A 21,434-nucleotide genomic window follows, 5' to 3' on the forward strand; every position below is an offset into this window, starting at 1 on the left:
TCGTGGCAGGGGCGGGGGGCGCAGCATAACCTGCTGGGGCATGTCGGTAACACTCGCGTCATGTCGGCGGGGAAGGCTGGCCGCTGTCAGGGCCCCGCTCCTGACACCGCATTAAGCAAACGTGCGGAGAAATCGTGAATAAAATTGCAGGTTATCGCGGGAAAAATGTGTTTTTCTCATGTGGCTGTTACTCCTGACGATCCTCCCATCGAATTTCCCCCAGGGTAGGCAGCCTACTTCGCTGGCGGTCTGCTGGAGGATTGCAGCCCCCTTGAGCTGATCAGCACCATCAGCACGATGGACACCTTCCAGAAGATGTTCCAGAGCTCCATTCCAGTTTCTTGGGATCTCAGACAGAGCCTCGCGTCTTTCAGGCACTGGAAGTATTTAGTCGCCATGCACCTGATCTCGGTATCCGAGAGTTTCGCGTCAAGTTCACATTTCTAATTGTAACGGCTCGCGCGTAAAAACACGCAAACTTGCAATCAACGCATTTTCTCGATCGCATGTTTTCTGGATGAAGCTTCCTGCCAGGTCAGACGGAAGAGCAAAAAGCTGTAGGTAGATTCTGATGTGCCATGAACAACCTTTCCGTGTATAGAAATACCTGTTCTCATAACGCCGTGGTCGGCTTGCAGATAACCCGGTTTAGTCTAAACACTTGTTGTCGTACGTCAGGCTGTGGAGTGGAAGACCAACACAGCAGCCGGCCAGAAAACTGAATTGCTCAGCCAGTCCAGATAAACCATTAGGCGGAGTCGAATACTCAAGTAAATACCTTGAGCCTCGATTTTTTTTGCGGTAATTTTTCCAAGGATACGCGGGTCCACTCGCGGAAAAAGGACTAACAGTGACTATTGAACTTCCTCCGATTAACGTAACTGCCACTGCGCCGGGGTACGCTCCTCCTAAGGGCGGAGTTTTTCCTGGGCCAAATCCGGGCTACGTTCAGCTTGAGCAGGCACGTCAGCGAAACGAAAGTTATGGCGCGGGCTTGTGGCGGGAAATGATGATAAAGGTTTGCAATGAGCAAAAAACTTACATGCCAGATGGTGTTATTGGAGCAACAGGGATTATTAATGCGTTCAAAATCGACTGTCTGACATTGCAGTGGGCCGATACGTTCAAGGCTCACAATCCATCACAGAGCGCGGCTCAAGCTCTTAATTATGTGTGGCATAATACCCAGCCGCCGAGAACCATACCCGAAACTCATATGCCACAAGAGTTCTCTGGCGGTGTGCTAACCCCTGTCGCTGCCCTTGGTCACTTTTTGTATGGTGGCGGGTCGCAAGCGAGTACAAGCATTAACTCTCTTGGGTTGAACCTAAATGCTACGCCTATTCCTGCTTTGGATCAGGCCCTTATAAGCTCGTCCGTGGGTAGTAGTCGTATTGTTTTGGATAAAGTGCCTTACAATACGGCGAATGATTCATGGCTCACTGGGCTTTGGCTTGGTAATATCACGTTAAAAATTGAAGGTAGTGTCACAAAATATGCAGATGGGCGTATCAGTTTCGATGGCGAGGCGAGAGCTTATAATGATATTTATGATGCCAATCCAGGTAGTTGGCGCAGCGCGTTTGGGGAAAGCGCCACTCAAGTTCTCTCGGAAATTCAAAGGCATCTTGAGGCAGAAAACTACGCTATCGAGATTAAGGGGGCTTATCCCATCTCGCTGCAAAAATAACTAGCTGTGTGCGCCCAAGTTAAGGGCGCTTTTTAAGGGGTTGAGCAACATGTTTGCATTTTTTAAAAGCGGCTTTCCTCTGTTGGTGATTTTATTGGCTGACTTGGTTTTGTGGTTGGCTCTACAAGGAGATATCGATTTGGGAGGGGAGAATTCTGGTCCTTACAAATATTTTGTTATGTATGTCCTGTATTTTACCTTTTTTGTAGTAGTGCTCTCTGTCGTGTCGGTCGCAGTTAAAAGTCTGTCTGAAAGTAGGGTTGTGCAAAAGCTGGCATATTGTCTTTTGGACATTCCCTGCGCGCTCTTTTGCTTGGTTGCTGGCCTTTTGAGCTTGGCGGTGGCATTGAATGGCACGAAACTTTCAGCTATTCCAGCAATTCTTTACATGATTGCTATGATTGTTTTACTTATCCCTAGGCTTCTAATTGGGCGTACTTCTTGATTCAATATTCTGGCTCTTTTCCAGAGAAGGTTGTAGGGGCCACGTCGGCGATGAGGGTCTCAGTCGCCGCATCAGCGACATGAGCACCTGCGAGTTTCAAGAGTGAATTTTTTATTTTCCTAATGCCTTGCTAAGTTAGCGCGACTTCACTGCCACCATCGGTTGAGCCGCAGGAGCGACTCACAGCCCAATTTTCTGCTAGCAAGGTGTTGACCATGCACGGCGAGAGGTGGCTGACATTTCGTTGCGCCGTTCATCCGTTGCGCCGGAATAAAAACGAATCCTTCAGGGTGTATCGAACTCGCTTGTGTAGGCCTCCACAAAAGCGAGAACCCCATGAAAACGAATCTATTGGCCACAACGCTGCTAGCTGCCTGCTTTACGATGCTCGGTGGCTGTTTCGACCGTGATAACGACCACCCGGCCAAGGACGCCGATCCAAGCAAGCCGTCGCTGCAGATGCAGCAGCCCGATACACACACGACCAATCCGTCCCCCGAGACCAAACCGCAAAATCAATGAGCGAGGTAGCGGGCATGGTGGCGATGACGAAAGGCTGGGCGGCAACCGCCAAGGCGAGCGATGGACTTGAACATCGCTACCGTGCCCTGCTCGAGGGCCGTGACCCGACGGCCGAGGCTTGGCTGGGCGAGCAACTGGGCCATGTCCGCACGCTGGCGGACGACTTGCCGGATGATCCTGGGCAACTGCCGGATTGGGCCGCTGCCCATGCGCAGCGGGTCGCCGGGGAACACGCGGCCTATCTTGAACAACGCCGTCAGGGTGCTCCACGCCGTTACTTCGACAACCGGGCGCAGGCCTTGTGGTTCTTGCAGCAGGTCGCGCCAACCAAGGCGGTCGATGGCGCATGGCTGCACGGCACCCTCTGGCACTGGCGCGACCCTCGGTTTCACGGGCTGATCCGCACCTTCCTCGAAGAGCTGGGTGACGGCGACCTGCGCCGCAACCACGTGCTGATCTACCAGCGCCTGCTCAGCCGTCTCGGCTGCCTGCAGAGCGCACCGCTAGCCGCTGAACGTTACCTGCAGGGCGCGCTGCAACTGGCCCTGGGGCAGCGCTGCGAGCGCTTCCTGCCGGAGGTGATCGGTTACAACCTGGGGTACGAGCAGCCCCCCTTGCACCTGCTGATCACCACTCATGAGCTGGCCGAGCTGGGCATCGACGCTCATTACTTCCAGTTGCATGTGACCATCGACAATGCCGCCAGCGGTCATGCACGGCGCGCCCTGGAGAGCTTCGCCGAACTGTCTGTGGATCAGGGGCCGGCGTTCTACGAGCGGGTCAGGCAGGGCTATCGGCTCAATGACCTGGGTATCGACACTCCGTCGCTGATCGCTTCGTTCGACCTGCAGGCCGAGTTGCTCGGCGCGTTGGAGCGCAAGCGTCCATACGGGCAGTGCATGCATTCGGACAGATGTCGCCTGCAAGGGCGCACCATCAACCAGTGGCTTGCCGAGCCCGGTGCGATGCCTGGTTTCCTGGATGCATTGCAAGTCCAGGGTTGGATCAAGCGCGACAGCGATCCCAGGGAAAGCCGCTTCTGGGCGCTGATCGACGGTCCGGTGGCGGCCATGTTCGGTGTGTTCGATGCCTATGAAAAGCAGCTCTGGCACGACTGGATCGCCGGCACCTGGCAGGGTGCCGGGATGCGTCGGGTGCCGCCCGGGCAATGGGAGCAGGCGTTGCAACTGGAGGAAGAGGCGCCTTGCGAAGCGCAGGCAGCGGACATGGCTGCACTGATCGAAGCGATGGTCGGCAATCGCCATTCCACGCCCCAGGGCCTGCGCGCCACCCGCGCGTTCATCCAGGCCACCGGCTTGATGCAGGGAGGACCGAACTGATGCTGCTCGACCAGGACCAGAGGCATGCCGACGAGGCTTTGCTACAGCTGGGACGTCGGCTGCGTGCCGACGGCTATCGCTTCACATGCGTGACCCCGGCAACCCAGGACAGGATCAATGCCCGCAGTGAAGCGCGCCGGGCTCGAACGCTGCGCGATGTGTTCGGCTGGAGCCGACCGTTCGAAGCGTCGCTGCTCAGCGCCGACGAACTGGAACAGCTGCGTATCGCCGGTGTGCTGGAGCCACAGGATGCGCTGTGGCGCAGCAGGGTGCGCTGGTCGAGCCTGGATGACCTGCTGCTGGTGCACTCCGCCTGGCCGACAGACAGCCGCGACGCGGTGTTCTTCGGCCCGGACAGCTACCGGTTCGCCCAGGTGATCCAGGATCACCTGCAGCACAGCCCACAGCGCGTGCAGCATGCCGTCGACATTGGTTGCGGCAGTGGCGTCGGCGCGTTGCTGATCGCCCGGGCCGCGCAGCATGCGCAGGTCACTGCGGTGGACATCAACCCTGTGGCCTTGCGTCATACCGCAGTCAATGCCGCACTGGCCGGCGTGGCCAATGTCTCGGTAGCGCTCAGCGACGTGCTCGACAGCATCGCCGGGACGTTCGACCTGATCGTCGCCAATCCTCCCTACATGCTCGACGCGGGCGAGCGCGCCTACCGCCACGGAGGGGGCGCGCTGGGCGCCGAACTGTCGTTGCGCATTGTCGAGCAGGCCCGTGAGCGGCTGTCGATCGGCGGCACGTTGTTGCTGTACACCGGTGTCGCCATCGTCGAGGGGCGCGACGCGCTGCTCGAAGCCGCCCGCCTGCGCCTTGCCGGGCCTGCGTTTGGTTGGTCCTACCGGGAACTGGACCCGGACGTGTTCGGCGAGCAGTTGCTCGAGCCTGGATACGAGCAGGTCGAGCGTATCGCCGCCGTTGCCCTGACCGTCACGCGTCGGGGCTGATGCCAGCATGGCGCGGCGTTGCACGTTCGGCATCGAGGAAGAATACCTGTTGGTGGACTTGGCCACGGGCCGGGTCATGGCCGCGCCGTCCTCGGCCGTGGTCCGCTGTTGCCGCGATGTGTTGGGGCCCTGGTTCGCCGAGGAAATGTTCCGCAGCCAAGTGGAAGTCGCCTCGCCGGTATTCGACACGCTGCACCAGGCCTGTGCCTTTTTCACCGAGCAGCGCCAGCACCTGAGCCAGGCATTGGCGGGCGAGGGGGCCGGCCTTTACGGCGCGGGGAGCCATCCGAGTGCCCAATGGCTGCGCCAACACCCACGGGAAGCCCCGCACTACCGTCAGTTGTTCGACGATTACCGGCTGGTGGCCCGGCGCAGCCTGTTGAACGGCCTGCACGTGCATGTCGGCGTGCCGCAGGGCGTCGATCGCATGCAGGTGATCAATCGGGTGTTGTACTGGTTACCGCTGCTGCTGACACTCAGCACCTCCTCTGCGTACTGGGGCGGACAAGACACCGGCTACATGAGCTACCGCCGCGTGGTGTGCGGGGAGTGGCCGCACATGGGCCTGCCCGAGCCGCTGCCGGACTGGCGCGCCTACGAGCGTTACCGGGCGCTGCTGCAACGCACTGGCAGCCTGGCCAAGGATGGCGACTTCTGGTGGGCGATCAGGCCCTCGCGACGGTTTCCGACCGTCGAACTGCGGATCTGCGATGGTTGCCCCCGGTTGGACGATGCCTTGGCCATCGCCGCGCTGTTTCGCCATCTCGTCGAGCATGCACTGGGGCGCGATGGCGCTGTCGCCAGCCGCGAGATGCGCTGGATCACCCACGAAAACTATTGGCGTGCCCTGCGTCAGGGCCGCCTGGGCACTTTCATCGGTGTGCACGACCAACAGCCGGTGAACGCCGAAGGTTGGCTGGCGCAACTGCAGGCGCAATGTCCAGCCGACACCGTCGACGCTGATCGCGCCTTCATGCACGCCCGGCGCATCCTGCGCGACGGCACCAGTGCCGACCATCAGCGCGCGACCTATGCGCTGGCCCGCGACCAAGGCCTGGACGACCGACAGGCGCTGCGCAACGTGGTGAAACAGGTGGTGGAGCACCAGTTGTCGGTGCCCGGGACTGGTTGAGTAAACCATCCGCAGATCCTTTGCCTCGAACGCTGTGTGATTCGCGATCAGGCAACACCTAGCCAAACCAGAAGGAGTCCAACCCATGCCAAGCAAGCCCCAGGACCAATTCACCCTGCAAAACCCCCTGACCCAGTACCCCCATCCGCCGTTTCCGGCCCAGGGCCAACCCGCCCCGGGGCTGGATGCCCATATGCAGCCCAAGCCCGACCACGGTGAAACCACCTACAAGGGTTTCGGGCGCCTGGCCGGACGTCGCGCCCTGATCACCGGCGCCGACTCGGGTATCGGACGTGCCGTGGCCATCGCCTTCGCCCGCGAGGGCGCCGACATCGCCCTCAACTATCTGCCCACGGAGGAGCGCGATGCCCGGGAGGTGGTCCAGTTGATCGAGCGTGAAGGCCGCAAGGCCGTGGCGCTTCCCGGCGACCTCAAGGACCCGCGCTTCTGCAGCCAGTTGGTAGACCAGGCCCACGAACAGCTCGGCGGCCTGGATATCCTGGTCAACGTTGCCGGCAAGCAAGTGGCGCGCGAGGACATTGGCCAGATCAGCCATGAGCAGTTCGACCACACCCTCAAGACCAACGTCTACGCGCTGTTCTGGCTTTGCCAGGCCGCCGTGCCGCTGATGCCTGCCGGGGCGACCATCATCAACACCGCCTCGATCCAGTCCTACCAGCCATCGGCGACGCTGCTCGACTACGCCACCACCAAGGCGGCCATCGTGGCCTTCACCAAGGCGCTGGCCAAGCAGGTGATCGAGCGCGGCATTCGCGTCAACGCGGTGGCTCCAGGCCCGATCTGGACCGTGCTGCAGCCCAGTGGCGGCCAACCACCGGAAAAGATCCCCGACTTCGGTGGGCATACTCCGATGAAACGCCCGGGCCAGCCCGCCGAGTGCGCCCCGTTGTACGTGCTGCTGGCCAGCCAGGAGTCGAGCTATATCACCGGGGAGGTGTTCGGCGTCACCGGGGGCAATCCACTGCCGTAGGGCAAAGTCGAATAAACCTTGGCCGCGCCGCGCAGTCAGTCGTTGTAAGAGGCCCCTGCATGCGGGCCTGGGAGGTGGCTGATGAAACTCGTCTGTCTGCTGCGTGGCTGTCAGTGGCGCAGCCTGTTGATCCGTGAAATCGCCGGGCTTGACTGTCAGTGCTGCGAACGCTGCGGCGCGCTGCGCTACAGCCAGCCCGGCCAACCATTCGCTGCGTAGGAACCGACCATGGCCCGGGCAATCTGGAAAGGCGCGATCAGCTTCGGCCTCGTGCATATCCCTGTCTCTCTCAATACCGCCGTGCGCACCGAGCGGGTGGATTTCGACTGGCTCGACAAGCGCAGCATGGAGCCGGTGGGCTACAAGCGGGTGAACAAGGTGACTGGCAAGGAGATCGACAAGGAACACATCGTCAAGGGTGTCGAGTACGAGAAGGGCCGCTATGTGGTGATCAGCGAGGAGGAGATTCGCAAGGCGCGGCCCGAGGCGACCCAGACCATCGATATTTTTTCCTTCGTCGACGCCGCAGAGATCCCGCTGCAACAGTTCGACACGCCGTACTACCTGAGCCCCGACCGTCGTGGCGGCAAGGTCTATGCCTTGTTGCGCGAGACCTTGCACAGCACCGGCAAGGTAGCCTTGGCCACCGTGGTGCTGCACACCCGCCAGCACCTGGCGTTGCTGCGCCCGCTGGAGGATGCGCTGGTGATGATTACCCTGCGCTGGCCCGAGGAAGTCCGTGGTCTGGAGTCGCTGGAGCTGGACAGGAGCGTGACCGACACCAAGGTCGACAAGCGCGAACTGGACATGGCCAAGCGACTGGTGGAGGACATGAGTGGGCCATGGAAGCCAGACGAGTACCACGATGCCTTTCGTCAGACCATCCTTGACCTGGTGGAAGAGAAGGCGAGCAAGGGCAAGATCGCGACGGTGGACAAGGGTGAGGGGGCGACGGCAGGGAAGAGCGCCGACATCATCGACCTCACCGAGTTGCTCAAGCGCAGCCTTGGCGGCAAGACCAAGGCGAAGAAACCAGCGAGCAAGCGACCGCGCAAGGCGTCCTAGGGCGGGAGCGCACCCTACCGCATCAGGCCCTCCAGAGCGCTCAGGTAATCGCCGAAGCCTTGGCGAGCCCGGCTGTCCCGCCGACTGCTGGTGGCCACGCTGTGCGCTGCGGTCCAGACGATCTGCGCGCCACTGGCTTCCAAGGCCAGCACCAGTTGCACATCTTCATCGGCTGGCAATGGTTGGAATCCGCCAACTCGCTCATAGGCCTTGGCGCACACGCCCAGGTTGGCACCATGGATGTGCCGGTGCCCGTCCCGGGCTTGGTAACGGCTGCGGTATAGCTGGCGCAGGGCGGCGTTCTGCCAGGGCTGCCAGCGCTCGATGTGCACCGTGCCGCAGACAGCGTCAGCGTGCCATTGCAACTGCGATACCAGCCAGTGCTCGGGCACGCGACTGTCGGCGTCGGTAAAGGCCAGCCACTGCGCGCCGCGCTCGATCATCCACGCAGCGCCCTGGCGTCGGGCAATGCCGACGTTGCCGGCCTGCAGCTCCAGAGTGTGCACGCCATGACGGCGAGCGATGCGTGCGCTGGCGTCGGTGCAGCGATCGAGCACCACCAGGACCTCGGCCACCAGGCCCGCCGCCTTGGCCCGTGCCACCGCCTGCGTGACGGCGCGCAGGCAGTGCCCGAGGCGGCGGGCTTCGTTGTGGGCGGGAATGATGACGGCGATCATGGGCAAGTCTCGTCCAGGTCTACGACGCTGGGTTGGCACGACCAGTATTCGAGCAGGAAATCCGCCTCTTCGTGGCGCAACAGCGGATACAGCGGCAAATGCCGGGCAAGCAGAGCGTGGACCTCACGCCCATCCTGAGGGCAACCGGCGATGGGATGGCGCCAGTGGCACACCAGCAGGCCGCCGTCATAGGTCAGGCTGGCCACCGATTGCTCGATCACCTGCAGCCAGTCGGTGGGGTCCAGGTAGTAGCCGATTTCGCTCAGCACGATCAGGTCGAATTGTCCGCCGGGCCAGTCGCCCGGTATGTGCCCTTGCTCGACGCAGGCATGGTTCACTCCCGCCAAGCGCTGGCGGGCCAGTGCCACGGCGGTGGCGTCGATGTCCTGGCACAGCAGGTCGGCGCAGCGTTCGGCCAGCAGCACGCTGAGCTCGCCGTTGGCGCACGCCGGCTCGAACACACGCTCGTAACACTGGCGGGGCAGGCTGGCCAGGGTCAGGTCGCGCTTGCGCCGTTCGTACCAGCGGGTACGAAAGGCCCATGGGTCATCGTTGTCGGCATACAGGTTGGCGAAATACTGCGCATCGAGGCTCATGGTGACTCCATTGCGGGCAGGAACGGTTGCAAGGGATGCAGCCGGTGGCTGCCTGAATCAGGTGCTGGCTCATAGTTGCCATGCGCCTGCCGGCATGCCGGTCAGTTGCTGGCCCAGCTCGGCGAGGTCGCGCTCAGCGTGACTTTGACGCAGGTATACCGGCAGGTCGGCGCTGAGCCGGGCGAAATGGCTGTTGCGACAGAACGGCGTGGCGCCCAGCGCTCGGCCGACATGCCAGATGACCTGCTCGACCGCATGCTCGACCTGAGCGCGGGTGCGGCGCACCTGGAAACTGGCATCGTCATGGGGGTGCCGATCGATCCAGGCAGCGCATTCGCGCAGGGCGGCGCGGGCGCCGAACAAGACGGCGTCGACCGCGCCCAAGTGGGCATCGGCGTGTGGGTCGGGTCGGGGTTTGACGCAGTGTTCGCGCAGGTAGTCCGCCAAGGCTTCGGCTGCGCCATACCAGCAGGCGGCAATGCCCGCGCCGCCTTGCCAGAATCCCGGGCGGGACAGGTATTGGCCGGGCGCGCCGATGGCCAGCCCCGGCGAATCATCGAACTCGAGGGTGACGCTGGTGGTGGTGGCCATGCCAACGGCCTGCCAGTGCTCGGCCTGAATGCGCTGGCTGGGATGGGAGAGCTCGATGGCCACCAACTGTGGCTGCTCGTCGTCCCAGGCGGTCACCAGCGCGCGATCGATCTGCAATGCCCCCGAACACCAGGCTTTGCGGCCTTGCAGGCGAACCTGGTCGCCGTCCCGGGCGACGATGCGGGTGCGAGCATCCGGTGGTTCGGCAGCCCACACGCCCCAGATCCCGTCGTCGGCGTAGTGCTCGGCGGCGCATTCACTGAGGATCGCCAGGGCGTCCGTATGGCCCTCGTAGAGCTTGGCCAGGGCCAGGTCGCAGCCGGCGACCCGCGCCAGGATCCTCCAGCGTTCCAGGGTACGGCCCTGGCCCGGCAGCGGCAGGCGGTCGAGATGATCGGCCTGCAGCATGTGCAGCAGCTCTGGTAGCTGGGTGTCGAGATCGATCGCCTGCCGTCGCGCGCTGAAAGGGCGCAACAGGTGATCGAGGCGGACCCGGTCGAAGTCATGGGCGGTGCTCATCGGCTTGGCGCTCCTTCACTCGATTCCCAGTTGCTTGCGCATGCGCGCGGTGATGGATTGGCGGGTCCTGGCCATTTCGGACCAAGGGTCGTCGACCTGTGCAAGACGCTCGTGCAGGTTGCCGATATTCCATTGGTCAGCGCCTTTGAGCTGGCTCAGCTCTTCGCGCCAGATCGGCACCGAAACCGGCAGGCCTTCGCGAGCGCGCAGCGAATAAGCCGCTACGGTGGTGGCGCCCTTGCCGTTGCGCAGGTAGTCGATGAAGATCCGCCCGACCCGATTCTTCGGGCCGGAAACGGCACTGAGGCGATCAGGGAACAGCGCGGCCATGTGCTCGACCAAGGCATGGCTGAAATCCTTTACCTCGTCCCAGCCCGCACGCCGGGTCAGCGGCACGACCAGGTGTATCCCCTTGCCGCCGCTGGTCTTGAGAAACACCTTCAGGCCCAGCTCATCGAGCAGGGTCAGGGTCAGTTGGGTGGCTTCGAGCATGGCTTTCCAGGGCAGCGCGGGGTCTGGGTCGAGGTCGAGCACGAAGCGGTCGGGCTTATCGAAGTCTTTGTTGGTGGCGTTCCAGGTGTGCAGTTCGAGGGTATTCATCTGCACCGCGCCGAGCAGGCTGTCGGCGCGGTTGAGCACCATGGCCGCCTGGCCGGCCTGGGCCTTGCTGTAGCTGAGCACCTTGGGAATGTGCAGCTGGCCGGCATTCTTCTGGAAGAACAACTCGCCAGCCAGGCCATCCGGTGCCCGGACCAGGGCGACGGGCCGATCCTTGAGCTGAGGCAGCAGCCAGTCGGCGACCTGGGCGTAGTACTCGGCGACCTGGCGCTTGGTTGCACCGATGGTTGCGTCGACCACGCGGTCTGGGTGGGTCAGGCGCAGGGTGTCCAGGCCCTCGGGTTGTGGCTGTGCTGCGCGCTTGGCGGGCATCGCTTTCTCCAGGTCGATGGCGGTGGCGGGCTTGTCGTCGCGCAGGCCGTGGAACACCGCGTGGCGCACGATGCCTTCGCGGGTCATCTGGGCATAGGCCACTTCGGCCAGCAGATGAGGCTTGAGCCAGTGCACGCCGCGAGCTTCGGCGCCGGTGAGTGGGCTGGGCAACGGCGCTTTGGCGGTCCGCAGCGGCTTGAGGCGAGCGAGGATGCTGTCCAGAGTGGCGGCGCTGAAGCCGGTGCCGACCTTGCCGGCGTAGCGCAGCTCGCTGCTATCGTGGTCATGCAGGGCCAGCAGCAGGGCGCCGAAGCCGTGGCGGCTGCCTTTGGGGTCGGTGTAGCCGACGATCACGAACTCCTGGCGCTGCTTGCACTTGAGCTTGATCCAGTCGCTGCTGCGTCGGCCCACGTAGGGGCTGTCGGCGCGTTTGCCGATCAGGCCCTCCAGCTCCAGGCGGCAGGCGCTGTCGAGCAGCGAGTCGACCGGCTCCTCGAAGTCTGCGGAGTACCTGAGCACCGGCGATGCGTTGTCTTCCAGCAGCCGGGACAAGGTGTCGCGACGCGCCTTTAGCGGTAGTTCGCGCAGGTCCTCTCGCCCCAGCCAGGGCAGGTCGAACAGGTAATAGGTGATGCGTTCGTCGTGCTCGGTGTCGAAGGCATTCTGCAACGCCTGGAAATCGGCGACGCCGTTGTCATCGACCACCACCATTTCGCCATCCAGCCACGCGGCGTCGAGCCCGAGCGCCTTTAGCGCCTCGACCTGACGGGGCATCTTCGCACTCCAGTCGTGGCCATTGCGGGTGAACAGGCGTACGTCGTCACCGTCGATGCGCGCGAGGATGCGGTAGCCATCAAACTTGATTTCATAGCGCCAGTCGCCGCTGGGGGGGGAATCGACCAAGGTGGCCAGTTGCGGCTGGAGCTTGTCGGGCAGGGCTTTGGCGCGGGCCTTGTGCTTGCGCGGGCTGGCGGAGGTTGTCTTGGCCGGACGCCTTGGCGGCAGACTGCGCTCGCTGAGGACGCTGTCCGGCAGGGCTTCGACGATGCTGTATTCGGCTTCGCTGCGTGCCCGCCCGTCACCGGACTTGACCAGCATCCATTGCTCCTTCTTGCCGGCCAGCTGGGTGCGGAACAGGTTCCAGACCCCCGACAGTTTCTCGCCCTGCAGGCGAAAGCGCAGCTTGCCCTTGGCATAGGCTTGACGCGGGTCGCCTTCGGGTTCCCAGATGCCCCGGTCCCAGACGATCACATCGCCAGCGCCGTAGTGACCGTCCGGGATGTGCCCTTCGAAGTTGGCGTAGTCTAGCGGGTGATCCTCGACATGCACCGCCAGGCGCCGGACCTTGGGGTCCAGGGAGGGCCCCTTGGGGATTGCCCAGCTTTTCAAGGTGCCGTCGAGTTCCAGGCGCAAGTCGTAGTGCAGGTGGCTGGCGTCGTGTTTCTGGATGCAGTACTGCAGCGCGTGCGCCGAGCGTGGCTTGGCGTGTTTGCCTAGCGGTTCGGAGGTGGCGTTGAAGTCGCGCTTGCGATGGTACTCCTGCAGGGGCTTGGCCATGGCGGGCTCCGGGAGGGTTCGCGGGTCTCAAGATTGGGAGGCGGCGATACTGCGCGGAGTTCAATAAAAGCGCGGAGCAGGGCGTAGCAAGAAACTATGAATCATTTCCCTGTGTGGGAGTCGACCGAGTGAAGCCCCCAATCGGAGAACACTCATGCCTACACCTGATGACCCAAGACCGCAGGTCGAGATCGATGACACCGAGGACCGCATGGGAAGCGTCCACGAGCTGGATTTCAGTGAGCGCCGCGATGAACGCCAGGGGCGTGTCGGCGACGAGCGTCCGGCGCGTGAGATCGCCGAGGATTATCCGCCCCGACGTGTTGCCGAAAGCGGCATGACCGGTGGCGAGGCCTTGAGCGACAGCCTGCACGAGGACAATGTCACCCTGGACGACCTGAGCCCGGACACGCTGTTCGATGAAACCGGTGCTCGTGATCCGCATGAGCCTGGCAGCGGTAGCAGACCTGCCGACCAGACTCTGCGTCAGGTAGACGCTCACGAGATCGGTGGCGGCATTGGCCTGGACGAGGCTGAGCTGGCTCGCTCGGCACCGTTGGACGGCGAGCCGTGGACCGACGATGTCAGCTCTGAAGATGACAGGCGCGAGCCGTGATAAACGAGCATGCTGTTCCTGCAACAGCCGATCATCCGGCCCTGCGCTTCGCTGCGGATTCCCTCACACCGGCCTTGCTCCCGGGAGGGCTGTGACTTGCCCGCGAAACAGCGACACTGCCCGATCAGGCCGCCGCCACCTTGCCCGCCGGCGCAGGGTTCTCCTCCCCACGACAGGCCTCGGCCAACGACAGGCTCTTGGTTTCCGGCGCCCAGGCCATCGACACCAGTGCCCCGAACAGCAGGATGCCGGCGAGGATCGCCATGGTCGGATTCAGGCCGATCCCGGCCACGCTCACCGGTAGCAGGAAGGTACTTATCGCCGATCCCAGCCGGCTTGCTGCGGTGGCCAAGCCGATGCCGCTGGCGCGCACTTCGGTGGGGAAGCTCTCGGCCGGGTACACACCGACCAGGTTGCTCACCGCCGACAGCACCAGGGTGAACAGCCCGAACAGCGCCACCATCGCCCAGGCCATGCTGCTCGGCATCAGCACCATCAGGAACAGCGCCGCCGCCAGGATCAGGAAGCTGTTGATCAGAAAGCCGCGGCGGCTGAATTTGATGGTGCACCAGATCCCCAGCAGTGCGCCGACGATCAGCAGGGCATTGAGCATCATCTCGGTGCCGAAGCCTTCGGCCAGCCCCATCTTCTGCAGGATCGCTGGCAGGAAGGTGTAGATGGCGAAGTAAGGCATGACGATGCAGATGAAGAACAGGCAGTTGAACGCCGTGCGCTTGCGGTATTCACGGCTGAACAGGGCGGCGAAACCGCTGTGGCTGGGCCGGGCGACTTCGTCGTCGAGTACCACGTTGGCGCCCAGGTGCTTGCGTACGATGGCGCGGGCTTCCTCGGCGCGGCCCTGGTGCATCAGCCAGCGTGGCGATTCCGGCGTGCCGATACGGGCGATGAGGATCATTGCTGCCGGAATGGCCGAGGACGCCAGCATCCAGCGCCAGGCATCGTCGCCCAGCGGCAGCAGGGCCGTGCCGACGAAGGTTGCGGCGACATAACCGAAGGTCCAGATCACGCTGAACGAGCCCAGCAGCACGCCACGGTGCTTGCGCGGCGAGAACTCGGCAAGCATGGCGTGGCCGACGCTGAAGTCGCCGCCAAGCCCAATGCCGATCAGTACCCGGCAAAGGAACAGTTGCGTTGCCGTCTCGACGAAGAACTGCATCACCGAGGCGAGGGTAATGAGCACGAAACTGATCAGGAAAATCTTCTGGCGTCCCAGTCGGTCGGAGATCCAGCCGAAGAACAGGCTGCCCAGGAAAAGCCCGAGCAACGCCGAGGCGCCGATCAGCCCCTGCCATAACGGGCTCAACTGCATCTGCGGATTGATCAGGGTGAAGGCGATACCGATCAGGCCGAGGATATAGCCGTCGGTGAAATGCGCGCCGAAGGTCAGGCCGGCGATCTTGATATGAAAACGTCCGATCGGCAGGTCGTCGATCTTGACTGTCTGTCCCGTCATGTTGACACCTCGTTGTTATTGTTTGGGTCAGGGTCGTTGCGGTCCTCGTAGGAGCGGGCTGGCCCGCGAATGCGTCGGTGCCGTCACTATTGCATTCGCGGGCAAGCCCGCTCCCACAGGGATTGGGCTGGCCTTTAGATTTTGAGCAAGACAGTTGCTCCTACAAAGGCAGGGTCAGCTGTTCAGTCCACCCATCAGCACGTACTTGATCTCCAGGTAGTCCTCCAGGCCGTACTTGGAGCCTTCACGGCCCATGCCCGACTCCTTGATGCCACCAAAGGGCGCCACCTCGGTGGAGATGATCCCTTCGTTGACCCCGACGATCCCGGCCTCCAGGCCCTCGGCCATGCGCCAGACGCGGCCGATGTCGCGGCTGTAGAAGTACGCCGACAGGCCATAGGGCGTGTCGTTGGCCAGGCGCAGGACCTGGGCCTCGTCCTGGAAGCGCAGGCATGCCGCCACGGGGCCGAAGGTCTCCTCGCTGGCGATCAGCATGTCCGCCGTGGCTTCGGCCAGCACTGTCGGCTCGTAGAAAGTGCCGCCCAACGCATGCCGACGGCCACCACAGAGCAGGCGCGCGCCGTGCTCGAGCGCGTCGCCCACGTGCTGCTCCACCTTGGCCAGCGCCGCAGCGTTGATCAGCGGGCCTTGCTCGGTCTCGCCCTGCAGCGCATCACCGACGCGCAAGGCTTGCACGGCTTCGGCAAGCTTGCGGGTGAAGGCTTCGTACACACCGTCCTGGATATAGAAGCGGTTGACACACACGCAGGTCTGCCCGGTATTGCGGAACTTCGAGGCCATGGCCCCGCGCACGGCGGCGTCGAGGTCGGCGTCGTCGAAGACAATGAACGGGGCATTGCCGCCCAGCTCCAGCGAGACCTTTTTCAAGGTGTCGGCGGCTTGGCGCATCAGCAGCTTGCCGGTGCGGGTGGAGCCGGTGAACGACAGCTTGCGCACCACGGTCGAGGCCTGCAGCGCGCCGCCGATGGCCGGAGCGTCGCCGGAAACGATGTTGAACACACCTGCCGGTACGCCGGCCTGCTCGGCCAGCAGCGCCAGGGCGAAGGCTGACAGTGGCGTCTCTTCGGAGGGCTTGAGGATCAGCGTGCAGCCGGCCGCCAGGGCTGGGCCGACCTTGCGGGTGACCATCGCCAGGGGGAAGTTCCATGGCGTGATCGCCGCGACCACGCCGATCGGCTCCTTGGTCACCAGCACCCGCGCGTCGGCCTTGGGCGTGGGAATGATATCGCCGTACACACGCCGGCCTTCCTCGGCGAACCATTCGAGAAAGCTCGCTGCATAGGCCACTTCGCCCTTGGCTTCGGCCAGCGGCTTGCCTTGCTCACGGCTGAGCAGGGTGGCGAGAGCGTCGCGTTGCTCGAGCATCAGTTCGGACCAGCGGCGCAGGATCTGCGCACGTTCCTTGGCCAGCTTGCCGCGCCAGGCGGGCAGGGCACGTTCGGCGGCGGCGATGGCCGCCTGGGTTTCCTCGGCGCCGCCGCGCGGCACCTGAGCCAGGGTTTCGCCCGTGGCCGGGTTGATCACGGGATAGGTGGCGCCGCCACTGAGCCATTGCCCATCGATGTAGTGTCCTGTCTTGAGCAGCGTCCTCATGCCACTGCCTCCTGGATCGCGAAGTCGCCGCGTGGCGGGCGGCCGACACGCAGGATGCGCTTGCCGGCGGTGTAGTCGTTGATCAGGTCGCAGGGCGTGTAGTTGCGCTCCAGTTCGTACAGGTCCTCTTCGTCCAGGCGCATGTCCAGTGCTGCCAGGGCGCTGTCGAACTGCGCCGTGGAGTCCGCGCCGACCAGCATGCTGTCCACGCCAGGGTGCTGCAGGACCCAGGCCTGGGCTACCTGGGCGTTGGACACGCCGTGACGCTGAGCCACGCGCTGCACCGAGCGGGCGATGGCGAACGAGGCTTCGTCGCTGTACATCTGCTGGGTGAAGAAATCGGTCTGGTTGCGCGTCGACTGCACGTCGCCGGTCAGCAGGCCGCGGGCCAGCGGGCTGAACACCGAGACGCCCAGGCCCTGGTCGCGGCAGAACGGAATCATCTCGCGTTCTTCTTCACGGTAGGCGCAGTTGAGCTGCAACTGCATGTTGATCGGTTTGGCCCAGCCATGGCGCTCGCAGGCCAGGAGGATTTTCGCCAGTTGCCCGGTGAGCATGGTCGAGACCCCGATGTAGCGGGCCTTGCCGGCGCGGACGATGTCGTTGAGCGCCTCCATGGTTTCTTCGACGGGGGTGTTCACATCGAAGAAATGCAGCATGTAGACGTCGAAGTAATCCATGCCGGCGCGTTGCAGCGAGGCGTCGATGCCGTCGAGGATGTGCTTGCGCGAGTGGCCGCTGGCGTTGATGCCGCTGCGGGTGCCGTAACCGACCTTGGTGGTCACCACCACGTCGTCACGACGCACCAGGCGCTTGAGGATACGCCCGACCACTTCCTCGCCGACGCCAGCGGAATAGAAGTCAGCCAGGTCGATGAAGTTCACCCCCTTGTCCAGCGCGTGGCGCACGATCGGCTCGCTGGCCGCTTCGTCGAAGATCCACGGCTTCCACTGCGGTGTGCCCATGTTCATGGTGCCCAGGCACAGCTTGGAGACTTGCAGGCCGGAGTGGCCCAGACGGATGTATTGCATGGTCGGACCTCAGGCTTTCGGGGTGTAGAAGGGGTTGGCGATCTGGTTGACCACATCGGCCAGCTGCGCGCGGGCCGGCAGGCCCTGGAGGGCGGCGCGGATCGCGGTGCGGCAGGCGCTGTAGTTGTTCAGGTAGACGGCATCGAGGTCGTCGCAGGCCGGGTTGACCCAGTTGGCGGTGACGATGGCCCATTCATCCTCGGCTTCGGCCGGCAGGGTGCCGTCGAGCAGGGCTTCGGTGACCGCCTTGGCGATACCGGCCTGGGACGCGCCCCAGGTGGCGTTGGCGTGTAGGTCGCCGCCGATCACCGCCTTGTTGACGTACAGGGTCATGGGTTTGACCGGGATGTTCGGCTGGGCGATGACCATGAACGGGCAGTGGCCCTGGCTGGGAGAGGCCAGGCTGTTGGCGAAGGCCTGGCCGGCCGGGCCGTTGCGTGGCCCCATCATGATGTTGATGTGCGCGGCGTTGACGCCGGGGCCTTCGAAACCTTCGCCGATGTACAGGGCAAGTTGCTTCATGAAAAAACCTCGATCACTCACAGGAGAACGAAGCCTCGGCGGCGCCTGCCGCGCGAGGCGCGAAATCAGGTGCTCGTTACGCAACAAGGGCGAAGGGGTATCTGCAATGCAGGCATGGTGCGACGCTCTTTGTTGTTGGGCGAGCCGTGCTGGCGGGGCCAGTCGTGAGGATTTGTATCAGGCGGGGAGCGCGGGGCAGTAGGGAGAAGAAATCAAGGGGGTATGAGGGCAAGTCATAGCGCCGGTTTTACTGGCACGAGGGCAACGGCAAGTAATCGATGCCGAGGTGAATTCAGCTGGCGTTGAGGCTGACGCGGTTGCGGCCGCTGTGTTTGGCCGCATACAGGGCGCGGTCGGCCTTGCTCAAGGCGTCTGCTGGGTCGTCCTCGCCGCCAGGCCAGCAGGCGACACCGAGCGAGATGGTCACGGCACCGACCGGTTCGAAGGGGGTGTCCTGCACCACCCGGCGCAGGCGTTCGGCAACGCTTTGCGCGACCTCCAGGCTGGCACCGGGCAGCAGCATGAGAAACTCCTCGCCACCGGTGCGGCACAGCACATCGCCTTCGCGGCAACAGGTGCGCATCAGCTCGGCCAGCGAGCGCAGCACCTGGTCGCCAACATCGTGACCGTATTGATCGTTGATGCGCTTGAAGTGATCGATATCCAGGACGATGACACAGAAGGTGCGATTATCGGCCTGCAGCAGCGACAGGCTCAGGTCCAGGCGGCGACGGTTGCCAAGGCCGGTGAGCGGGTCGGTCTGCGCGTCGCGGTTCAGGCGCCCGATGCGCTCCTGCAACAGGTTCAACCCGAACAGCAGGGCGCGCTTGAGCTCGGCAGCCTCGAAATACCAGGCTCGCACGGCATGGATGCGTTCGTGGGTGTCGGCCTTGTCCAGGCCGCGGGCGCCGGCAGCCAGTTGCCAGAGTGGCCGGGTGATGGTCAGCGCGAGCGACCACAGGGCAAGGCCGCCGAGCAAGGCGAGGGGGACGGAAATGCCGACCACGTTGAGGATCAGCCGTTGTGACGGTTGCACGGTCTTGGTCAGCGGCTGCTGGGCGACGATGGTCCAGCCGCTGACTGGCACCGTGGCGAAACCTGCGACCATCTCGACCCCCAGGCTGTTGGTGAACTGCTGGGTGCCGCTGTCTTTGTTGTGCAGTTGATCGATCATGGGGTTGTCCTTAACCACCGTGCCTACCCGTTCGGCGTCCGGGTGATAGAGCAGGCGGCGGTTGTGATCGACCACGTAGAGATAGGAGCCATCCTGGTAGAAGTGTTCGCCCAGCAGGCTGTTGAGGATGTTGTGTTGGCGCAGGTAGAGGCTGCCGCCGACATACCCGAGGTAGCGGCCGTCCTCGGCGAAGATCGGCTGCGAGGCGACCACCACGAGGTTGTTGGCCTTGGAAATGAACGGGGTCGAGATCAGCGCCCGGCGTTCGCGCAGCGCTTCCAATGCCCCCGGCGTCTCCATGCGCTGTCCGAGCATGGTGCGCAGGGGCGCGGGCGAGATCGCTCGCAGGATACCTTCACTGTCGACGAAGAAGGTGGAGTTGAAGGCATTGCTCTGGGCCAGCAGGCGTTCACTTTCGCGTTGCAGGCGGGCCGTGTCGTCAAGCATCCCTTCGCTGTTCTCGGCACTGAACGCAAGCTGCTTGAGCGCGCCTTCCAGGAACAGTTCGGTGATCGATGCCAGCTTGGCCGCATACACCCAGTTCGATTCCAGCGAGTGATCGATCAGCAGTTGGCGCTGCACCCGGTAGCTGGCGAAATAGCTGGTCAGCAGCATTACCACGGCGGTGAGTGTCGACAACAGGAGGATGAGCGTGCGCAGGTCCAGGCGCAGGCCTTTCTTGGCGTGTGGCAATCTGGAGCTCACTGGCAGGTCGGTTGCAATAACCTTACTCGGAATGTGCGCAGTCAGCTACGGGGCGAAACGATTGGTACAGTTGCCGGCGTCAGCTGCCTGGTGGGCTCAGCGCCGACAGATCGTCTTCTACCTGCTGCATGCGCTCTTCAGCCAATGCCTGCACGTGCTTGTCCTGCGCTGTGGCACGCATCAAACCGGTAAGTTTCTCGCTCAGGCGCTTGCCTTCCTCGCTCTCACCCAGTTGCCGGGCTTTCTGCGGGTCCTGGGTGGCCGCCACGATGGTGTCGAACTCGGCATCGCTGAAGTTCTTCTCGCTGTAGAGCTTGAACAGGTCCTTGCGTTGGTCCTCGACGGTCAGGTGCTTGTGCAGCACCTCCTTGATCTTGTCCTGCGGCACCTGCGGGTGAGTCATCGCCAGCAGTTGGGCCATGCGCTCGATGTTGTGGTCGTAGGCTTCCTGCAGCGGCAGGTTGGCCAGGATCCGCTCCTCGCGGGTGGGTTTCTGATCGCAGGCGGCGAGGGTGGCGAGCAACAGCAAGGGCAGCAGCAGTTTCGGCAGGCGAGGCATGGAGGGTGGCTCTGGAGGTTCGAGGGAATGAGTTTACTGCAAGGCCTGCAGGCACGGCAGTGTAGGAAATGGCGTAGGCAAGCGTCCTGCGGTGTCACGTTGAGGCTCAACACAGCGTTTTTGACGCGGGGCCTGCTGCACTCGGTTAATACGGGGCGGACCTACCAAGGAGACCTCCATGCATATCGACCATCTGATTGGCGACATCGTCCCAAGACTGCCCTTCGCCTCGTCCGAAGACGCCCAGGCATTTTTGTCGAACTTGGCGGCCGAGGATCAGATTGCCCTGATCTCGGCGCTGTACTTCGGCCGCTCGCATCTTCACAGCGATACTGTCAACGAAGACTACCTGCCGTACCTGCTTTCCGGTGACATGAATCGGTTCTGGGAGCAGGGCAATATTTCACCGAGCGACTTTGCCACCATCCTCTATGAAAAGGGCAGTAACCTGGTCAGCTACTACGACGCGTTCATCCGCGCAACTGACGGATCGGGCTACGACCGTTCGAACTACTGAGCCCTGGGTTGCCCGGGATCAGCTCTTCATCGGATTGCGCAAGCGCACCCAGACGATCGCGGGCAACGCCATCAACAACCATTTGAGGTACTGGTTCACGCCAAAGTGTTCGCAGAGCGTGCCGATGGCCGTGCAGAGCACGACCACCACCACGAACTGAATCATCCTGTTCATCTCGGGGGTTTCCGTCGTTGGGAAGGGCGATGGTAAACGA

At 63.1% G+C, this 21,434-nt stretch carries 22 protein-coding genes and 1 pseudogene; 12 read left to right on the forward strand and 11 right to left on the reverse strand.

Features of this window, described 5'->3' with window-relative positions; all coding sequences use genetic code 11:
- Window positions 1-228: 228 nt before the first annotated feature.
- From HU748_RS26330 to HU748_RS03025, 10 genes and pseudogenes are all read left to right on the forward strand, one after another.
- Window positions 229-324, forward strand: a pseudogene (locus HU748_RS26330) (putative oxygenase MesX); the annotation flags it as partial.
- Window positions 325-850: 526 nt separating this feature from the next.
- A complete protein-coding gene (locus HU748_RS02985) occupies window positions 851-1,690 on the forward strand; it encodes a lipid II-degrading bacteriocin (RefSeq protein ID WP_186719124.1) in 840 nt (279 codons plus the stop codon).
- Window positions 1,691-1,739: 49 nt separating this feature from the next.
- Window positions 1,740-2,135 (forward strand): hypothetical protein, encoded by a 396-nt coding sequence (locus tag HU748_RS02990; RefSeq protein WP_186719125.1) that lies wholly within the window; start codon window positions 1,740-1,742, stop codon window positions 2,133-2,135.
- A gap of 336 nt (window positions 2,136-2,471) precedes the next feature.
- On the forward strand, window positions 2,472-2,657 hold the full coding sequence (locus HU748_RS02995) for a hypothetical protein (protein ID WP_186719126.1): 186 nt from the start codon (window positions 2,472-2,474) through the stop codon (window positions 2,655-2,657).
- A 14-nt stretch (window positions 2,658-2,671) separates the two neighbouring features.
- Window positions 2,672-3,997, forward strand: a complete 1,326-nt coding sequence (locus HU748_RS03000; protein WP_186719550.1) for an iron-containing redox enzyme family protein — start codon at window positions 2,672-2,674, stop codon at window positions 3,995-3,997.
- Window positions 3,997-4,950 (forward strand): class I SAM-dependent methyltransferase, encoded by a 954-nt coding sequence (locus HU748_RS03005; RefSeq protein WP_186719127.1) that lies wholly within the window; start codon window positions 3,997-3,999, stop codon window positions 4,948-4,950. The genes HU748_RS03000 and HU748_RS03005 overlap by 1 nt, the downstream gene beginning before the upstream one ends.
- A gap of 7 nt (window positions 4,951-4,957) precedes the next feature.
- Window positions 4,958-6,082, forward strand: a complete 1,125-nt coding sequence (locus tag HU748_RS03010) for a carboxylate-amine ligase (protein ID WP_186719129.1) — start codon at window positions 4,958-4,960, stop codon at window positions 6,080-6,082.
- Window positions 6,083-6,167: 85 nt separating this feature from the next.
- A complete protein-coding gene (locus HU748_RS03015; RefSeq protein WP_186665208.1) occupies window positions 6,168-7,073 on the forward strand; it encodes an SDR family oxidoreductase in 906 nt (301 codons plus the stop codon).
- 81 nt (window positions 7,074-7,154) lie between these two features.
- Complete coding sequence (locus HU748_RS03020) at window positions 7,155-7,292, forward strand: PSPA7_2676 family Cys-rich small protein (RefSeq protein ID WP_186665207.1); 138 nt, start codon at window positions 7,155-7,157, stop codon at window positions 7,290-7,292.
- A gap of 9 nt (window positions 7,293-7,301) precedes the next feature.
- Window positions 7,302-8,138, forward strand: coding sequence for a Ku protein (locus HU748_RS03025; RefSeq protein ID WP_186719133.1), 837 nt, complete (start codon window positions 7,302-7,304; stop codon window positions 8,136-8,138).
- 14 nt (window positions 8,139-8,152) lie between these two features.
- Here HU748_RS03025 and HU748_RS03030 read toward each other — a convergent pair whose 3' ends face one another.
- From HU748_RS03030 to ligD, 4 genes are all read right to left on the reverse strand, one after another.
- Window positions 8,153-8,815 (reverse strand): glycosyltransferase, encoded by a 663-nt coding sequence (locus HU748_RS03030; RefSeq protein WP_186719135.1) that lies wholly within the window; start codon window positions 8,813-8,815, stop codon window positions 8,153-8,155.
- The gene (locus HU748_RS03035) at window positions 8,812-9,411 is read right to left on the reverse strand and encodes an SAM-dependent methyltransferase (protein ID WP_186719137.1); all 600 of its coding nucleotides are present in this window, start codon (window positions 9,409-9,411) and stop codon (window positions 8,812-8,814) included. Before HU748_RS03035 ends, HU748_RS03030 begins: the two co-directional genes overlap by 4 nt.
- Window positions 9,412-9,480: 69 nt before the next feature.
- Window positions 9,481-10,521, reverse strand: coding sequence for an acyl-CoA dehydrogenase family protein (locus HU748_RS03040; protein WP_186719138.1), 1,041 nt, complete (start codon window positions 10,519-10,521; stop codon window positions 9,481-9,483).
- A gap of 15 nt (window positions 10,522-10,536) precedes the next feature.
- Complete coding sequence (gene ligD / locus HU748_RS03045; protein ID WP_186719140.1) at window positions 10,537-13,008, reverse strand: DNA ligase D; 2,472 nt, start codon at window positions 13,006-13,008, stop codon at window positions 10,537-10,539.
- A gap of 154 nt (window positions 13,009-13,162) precedes the next feature.
- On the opposite strand from ligD, the gene HU748_RS03050 reads away from it, so the two are divergent.
- Entirely contained in the window at window positions 13,163-13,624 is a 462-nt protein-coding gene (locus tag HU748_RS03050) for a phosphotransferase system, HPr-related protein (RefSeq protein ID WP_186665194.1), read from the forward strand.
- Between the two features lie 124 nt (window positions 13,625-13,748).
- Here HU748_RS03050 and HU748_RS03055 read toward each other — a convergent pair whose 3' ends face one another.
- From HU748_RS03055 to HU748_RS03080, 6 genes are all read right to left on the reverse strand, one after another.
- Window positions 13,749-15,098: an MFS transporter gene (locus HU748_RS03055; RefSeq protein ID WP_186665192.1), complete on the reverse strand. Its 1,350-nt coding sequence runs from the start codon at window positions 15,096-15,098 to the stop codon at window positions 13,749-13,751.
- Window positions 15,099-15,272: 174 nt separating this feature from the next.
- A complete protein-coding gene (locus HU748_RS03060) occupies window positions 15,273-16,712 on the reverse strand; it encodes an NAD-dependent succinate-semialdehyde dehydrogenase (protein WP_186719142.1) in 1,440 nt (479 codons plus the stop codon).
- A complete protein-coding gene (locus tag HU748_RS03065) occupies window positions 16,709-17,743 on the reverse strand; it encodes an aldo/keto reductase (RefSeq protein ID WP_153773847.1) in 1,035 nt (344 codons plus the stop codon). Before HU748_RS03065 ends, HU748_RS03060 begins: the two co-directional genes overlap by 4 nt.
- Before the next feature lie 9 nt (window positions 17,744-17,752).
- Window positions 17,753-18,265: a formaldehyde-activating enzyme gene (gene fae, locus HU748_RS03070; protein ID WP_186719144.1), complete on the reverse strand. Its 513-nt coding sequence runs from the start codon at window positions 18,263-18,265 to the stop codon at window positions 17,753-17,755.
- Window positions 18,266-18,557: 292 nt separating this feature from the next.
- Entirely contained in the window at window positions 18,558-20,132 is a 1,575-nt protein-coding gene (locus HU748_RS03075; RefSeq protein WP_186719552.1) for a sensor domain-containing diguanylate cyclase, read from the reverse strand.
- 91 nt (window positions 20,133-20,223) lie between these two features.
- Window positions 20,224-20,703, reverse strand: a complete 480-nt coding sequence (locus tag HU748_RS03080; RefSeq protein ID WP_186665184.1) for a hypothetical protein — start codon at window positions 20,701-20,703, stop codon at window positions 20,224-20,226.
- 178 nt (window positions 20,704-20,881) lie between these two features.
- Between HU748_RS03080 and HU748_RS03085 the strand changes: the two genes are divergently transcribed.
- On the forward strand, window positions 20,882-21,220 hold the full coding sequence (locus tag HU748_RS03085) for a hypothetical protein (protein WP_186665182.1): 339 nt from the start codon (window positions 20,882-20,884) through the stop codon (window positions 21,218-21,220).
- An 18-nt stretch (window positions 21,221-21,238) separates the two neighbouring features.
- Here HU748_RS03085 and HU748_RS03090 read toward each other — a convergent pair whose 3' ends face one another.
- Complete coding sequence (locus HU748_RS03090; RefSeq protein WP_186665180.1) at window positions 21,239-21,394, reverse strand: hypothetical protein; 156 nt, start codon at window positions 21,392-21,394, stop codon at window positions 21,239-21,241.
- Window positions 21,395-21,434: the final 40 nt, after the last annotated feature.

It is taken from the genome of Pseudomonas sp. RW3S2 (assembly GCF_014268955.1).
GTDB classification, from domain to species: domain Bacteria; phylum Pseudomonadota; class Gammaproteobacteria; order Pseudomonadales; family Pseudomonadaceae; genus Aquipseudomonas; species Aquipseudomonas wayambapalatensis.

Excerpts from the sequence above, each read along its gene's own strand:
- HU748_RS02990 (WP_186719125.1), top strand. The coding sequence starts at position 1,740 with ATGTTTGCATTTTTTAAAAGCGGCTTTCCTCTGTTGGTGATTTTATTG.
- HU748_RS02995 (WP_186719126.1), top strand. The coding sequence starts at position 2,472 with ATGAAAACGAATCTATTGGCCACAACGCTGCTAGCTGCCTGCTTTACG.
- HU748_RS03000 (WP_186719550.1), top strand. The coding sequence starts at position 2,672 with ATGGTGGCGATGACGAAAGGCTGGGCGGCAACCGCCAAGGCGAGCGAT.
- HU748_RS03005 (WP_186719127.1), top strand. The coding sequence starts at position 3,997 with ATGCTGCTCGACCAGGACCAGAGGCATGCCGACGAGGCTTTGCTACAG.
- HU748_RS03010 (WP_186719129.1), top strand. The coding sequence starts at position 4,958 with ATGGCGCGGCGTTGCACGTTCGGCATCGAGGAAGAATACCTGTTGGTG.
- HU748_RS03015 (WP_186665208.1), top strand. The coding sequence starts at position 6,168 with ATGCCAAGCAAGCCCCAGGACCAATTCACCCTGCAAAACCCCCTGACC.
- HU748_RS03020 (WP_186665207.1), top strand. The coding sequence starts at position 7,155 with ATGAAACTCGTCTGTCTGCTGCGTGGCTGTCAGTGGCGCAGCCTGTTG.
- HU748_RS03025 (WP_186719133.1), top strand. The coding sequence starts at position 7,302 with ATGGCCCGGGCAATCTGGAAAGGCGCGATCAGCTTCGGCCTCGTGCAT.
- HU748_RS03030 (WP_186719135.1), bottom strand. The coding sequence starts at position 8,815 with ATGATCGCCGTCATCATTCCCGCCCACAACGAAGCCCGCCGCCTCGGG.
- HU748_RS03035 (WP_186719137.1), bottom strand. The coding sequence starts at position 9,411 with ATGAGCCTCGATGCGCAGTATTTCGCCAACCTGTATGCCGACAACGAT.
- HU748_RS03040 (WP_186719138.1), bottom strand. The coding sequence starts at position 10,521 with ATGAGCACCGCCCATGACTTCGACCGGGTCCGCCTCGATCACCTGTTG.
- ligD (WP_186719140.1), bottom strand. The coding sequence starts at position 13,008 with ATGGCCAAGCCCCTGCAGGAGTACCATCGCAAGCGCGACTTCAACGCC.
- HU748_RS03050 (WP_186665194.1), top strand. The coding sequence starts at position 13,163 with ATGCCTACACCTGATGACCCAAGACCGCAGGTCGAGATCGATGACACC.
- HU748_RS03055 (WP_186665192.1), bottom strand. The coding sequence starts at position 15,098 with ATGACGGGACAGACAGTCAAGATCGACGACCTGCCGATCGGACGTTTT.
- HU748_RS03060 (WP_186719142.1), bottom strand. The coding sequence starts at position 16,712 with ATGAGGACGCTGCTCAAGACAGGACACTACATCGATGGGCAATGGCTC.
- HU748_RS03065 (WP_153773847.1), bottom strand. The coding sequence starts at position 17,743 with ATGCAATACATCCGTCTGGGCCACTCCGGCCTGCAAGTCTCCAAGCTG.
- fae (WP_186719144.1), bottom strand. The coding sequence starts at position 18,265 with ATGAAGCAACTTGCCCTGTACATCGGCGAAGGTTTCGAAGGCCCCGGC.
- HU748_RS03080 (WP_186665184.1), bottom strand. The coding sequence starts at position 20,703 with ATGCCTCGCCTGCCGAAACTGCTGCTGCCCTTGCTGTTGCTCGCCACC.
- HU748_RS03085 (WP_186665182.1), top strand. The coding sequence starts at position 20,882 with ATGCATATCGACCATCTGATTGGCGACATCGTCCCAAGACTGCCCTTC.
- HU748_RS03090 (WP_186665180.1), bottom strand. The coding sequence starts at position 21,394 with ATGAACAGGATGATTCAGTTCGTGGTGGTGGTCGTGCTCTGCACGGCC.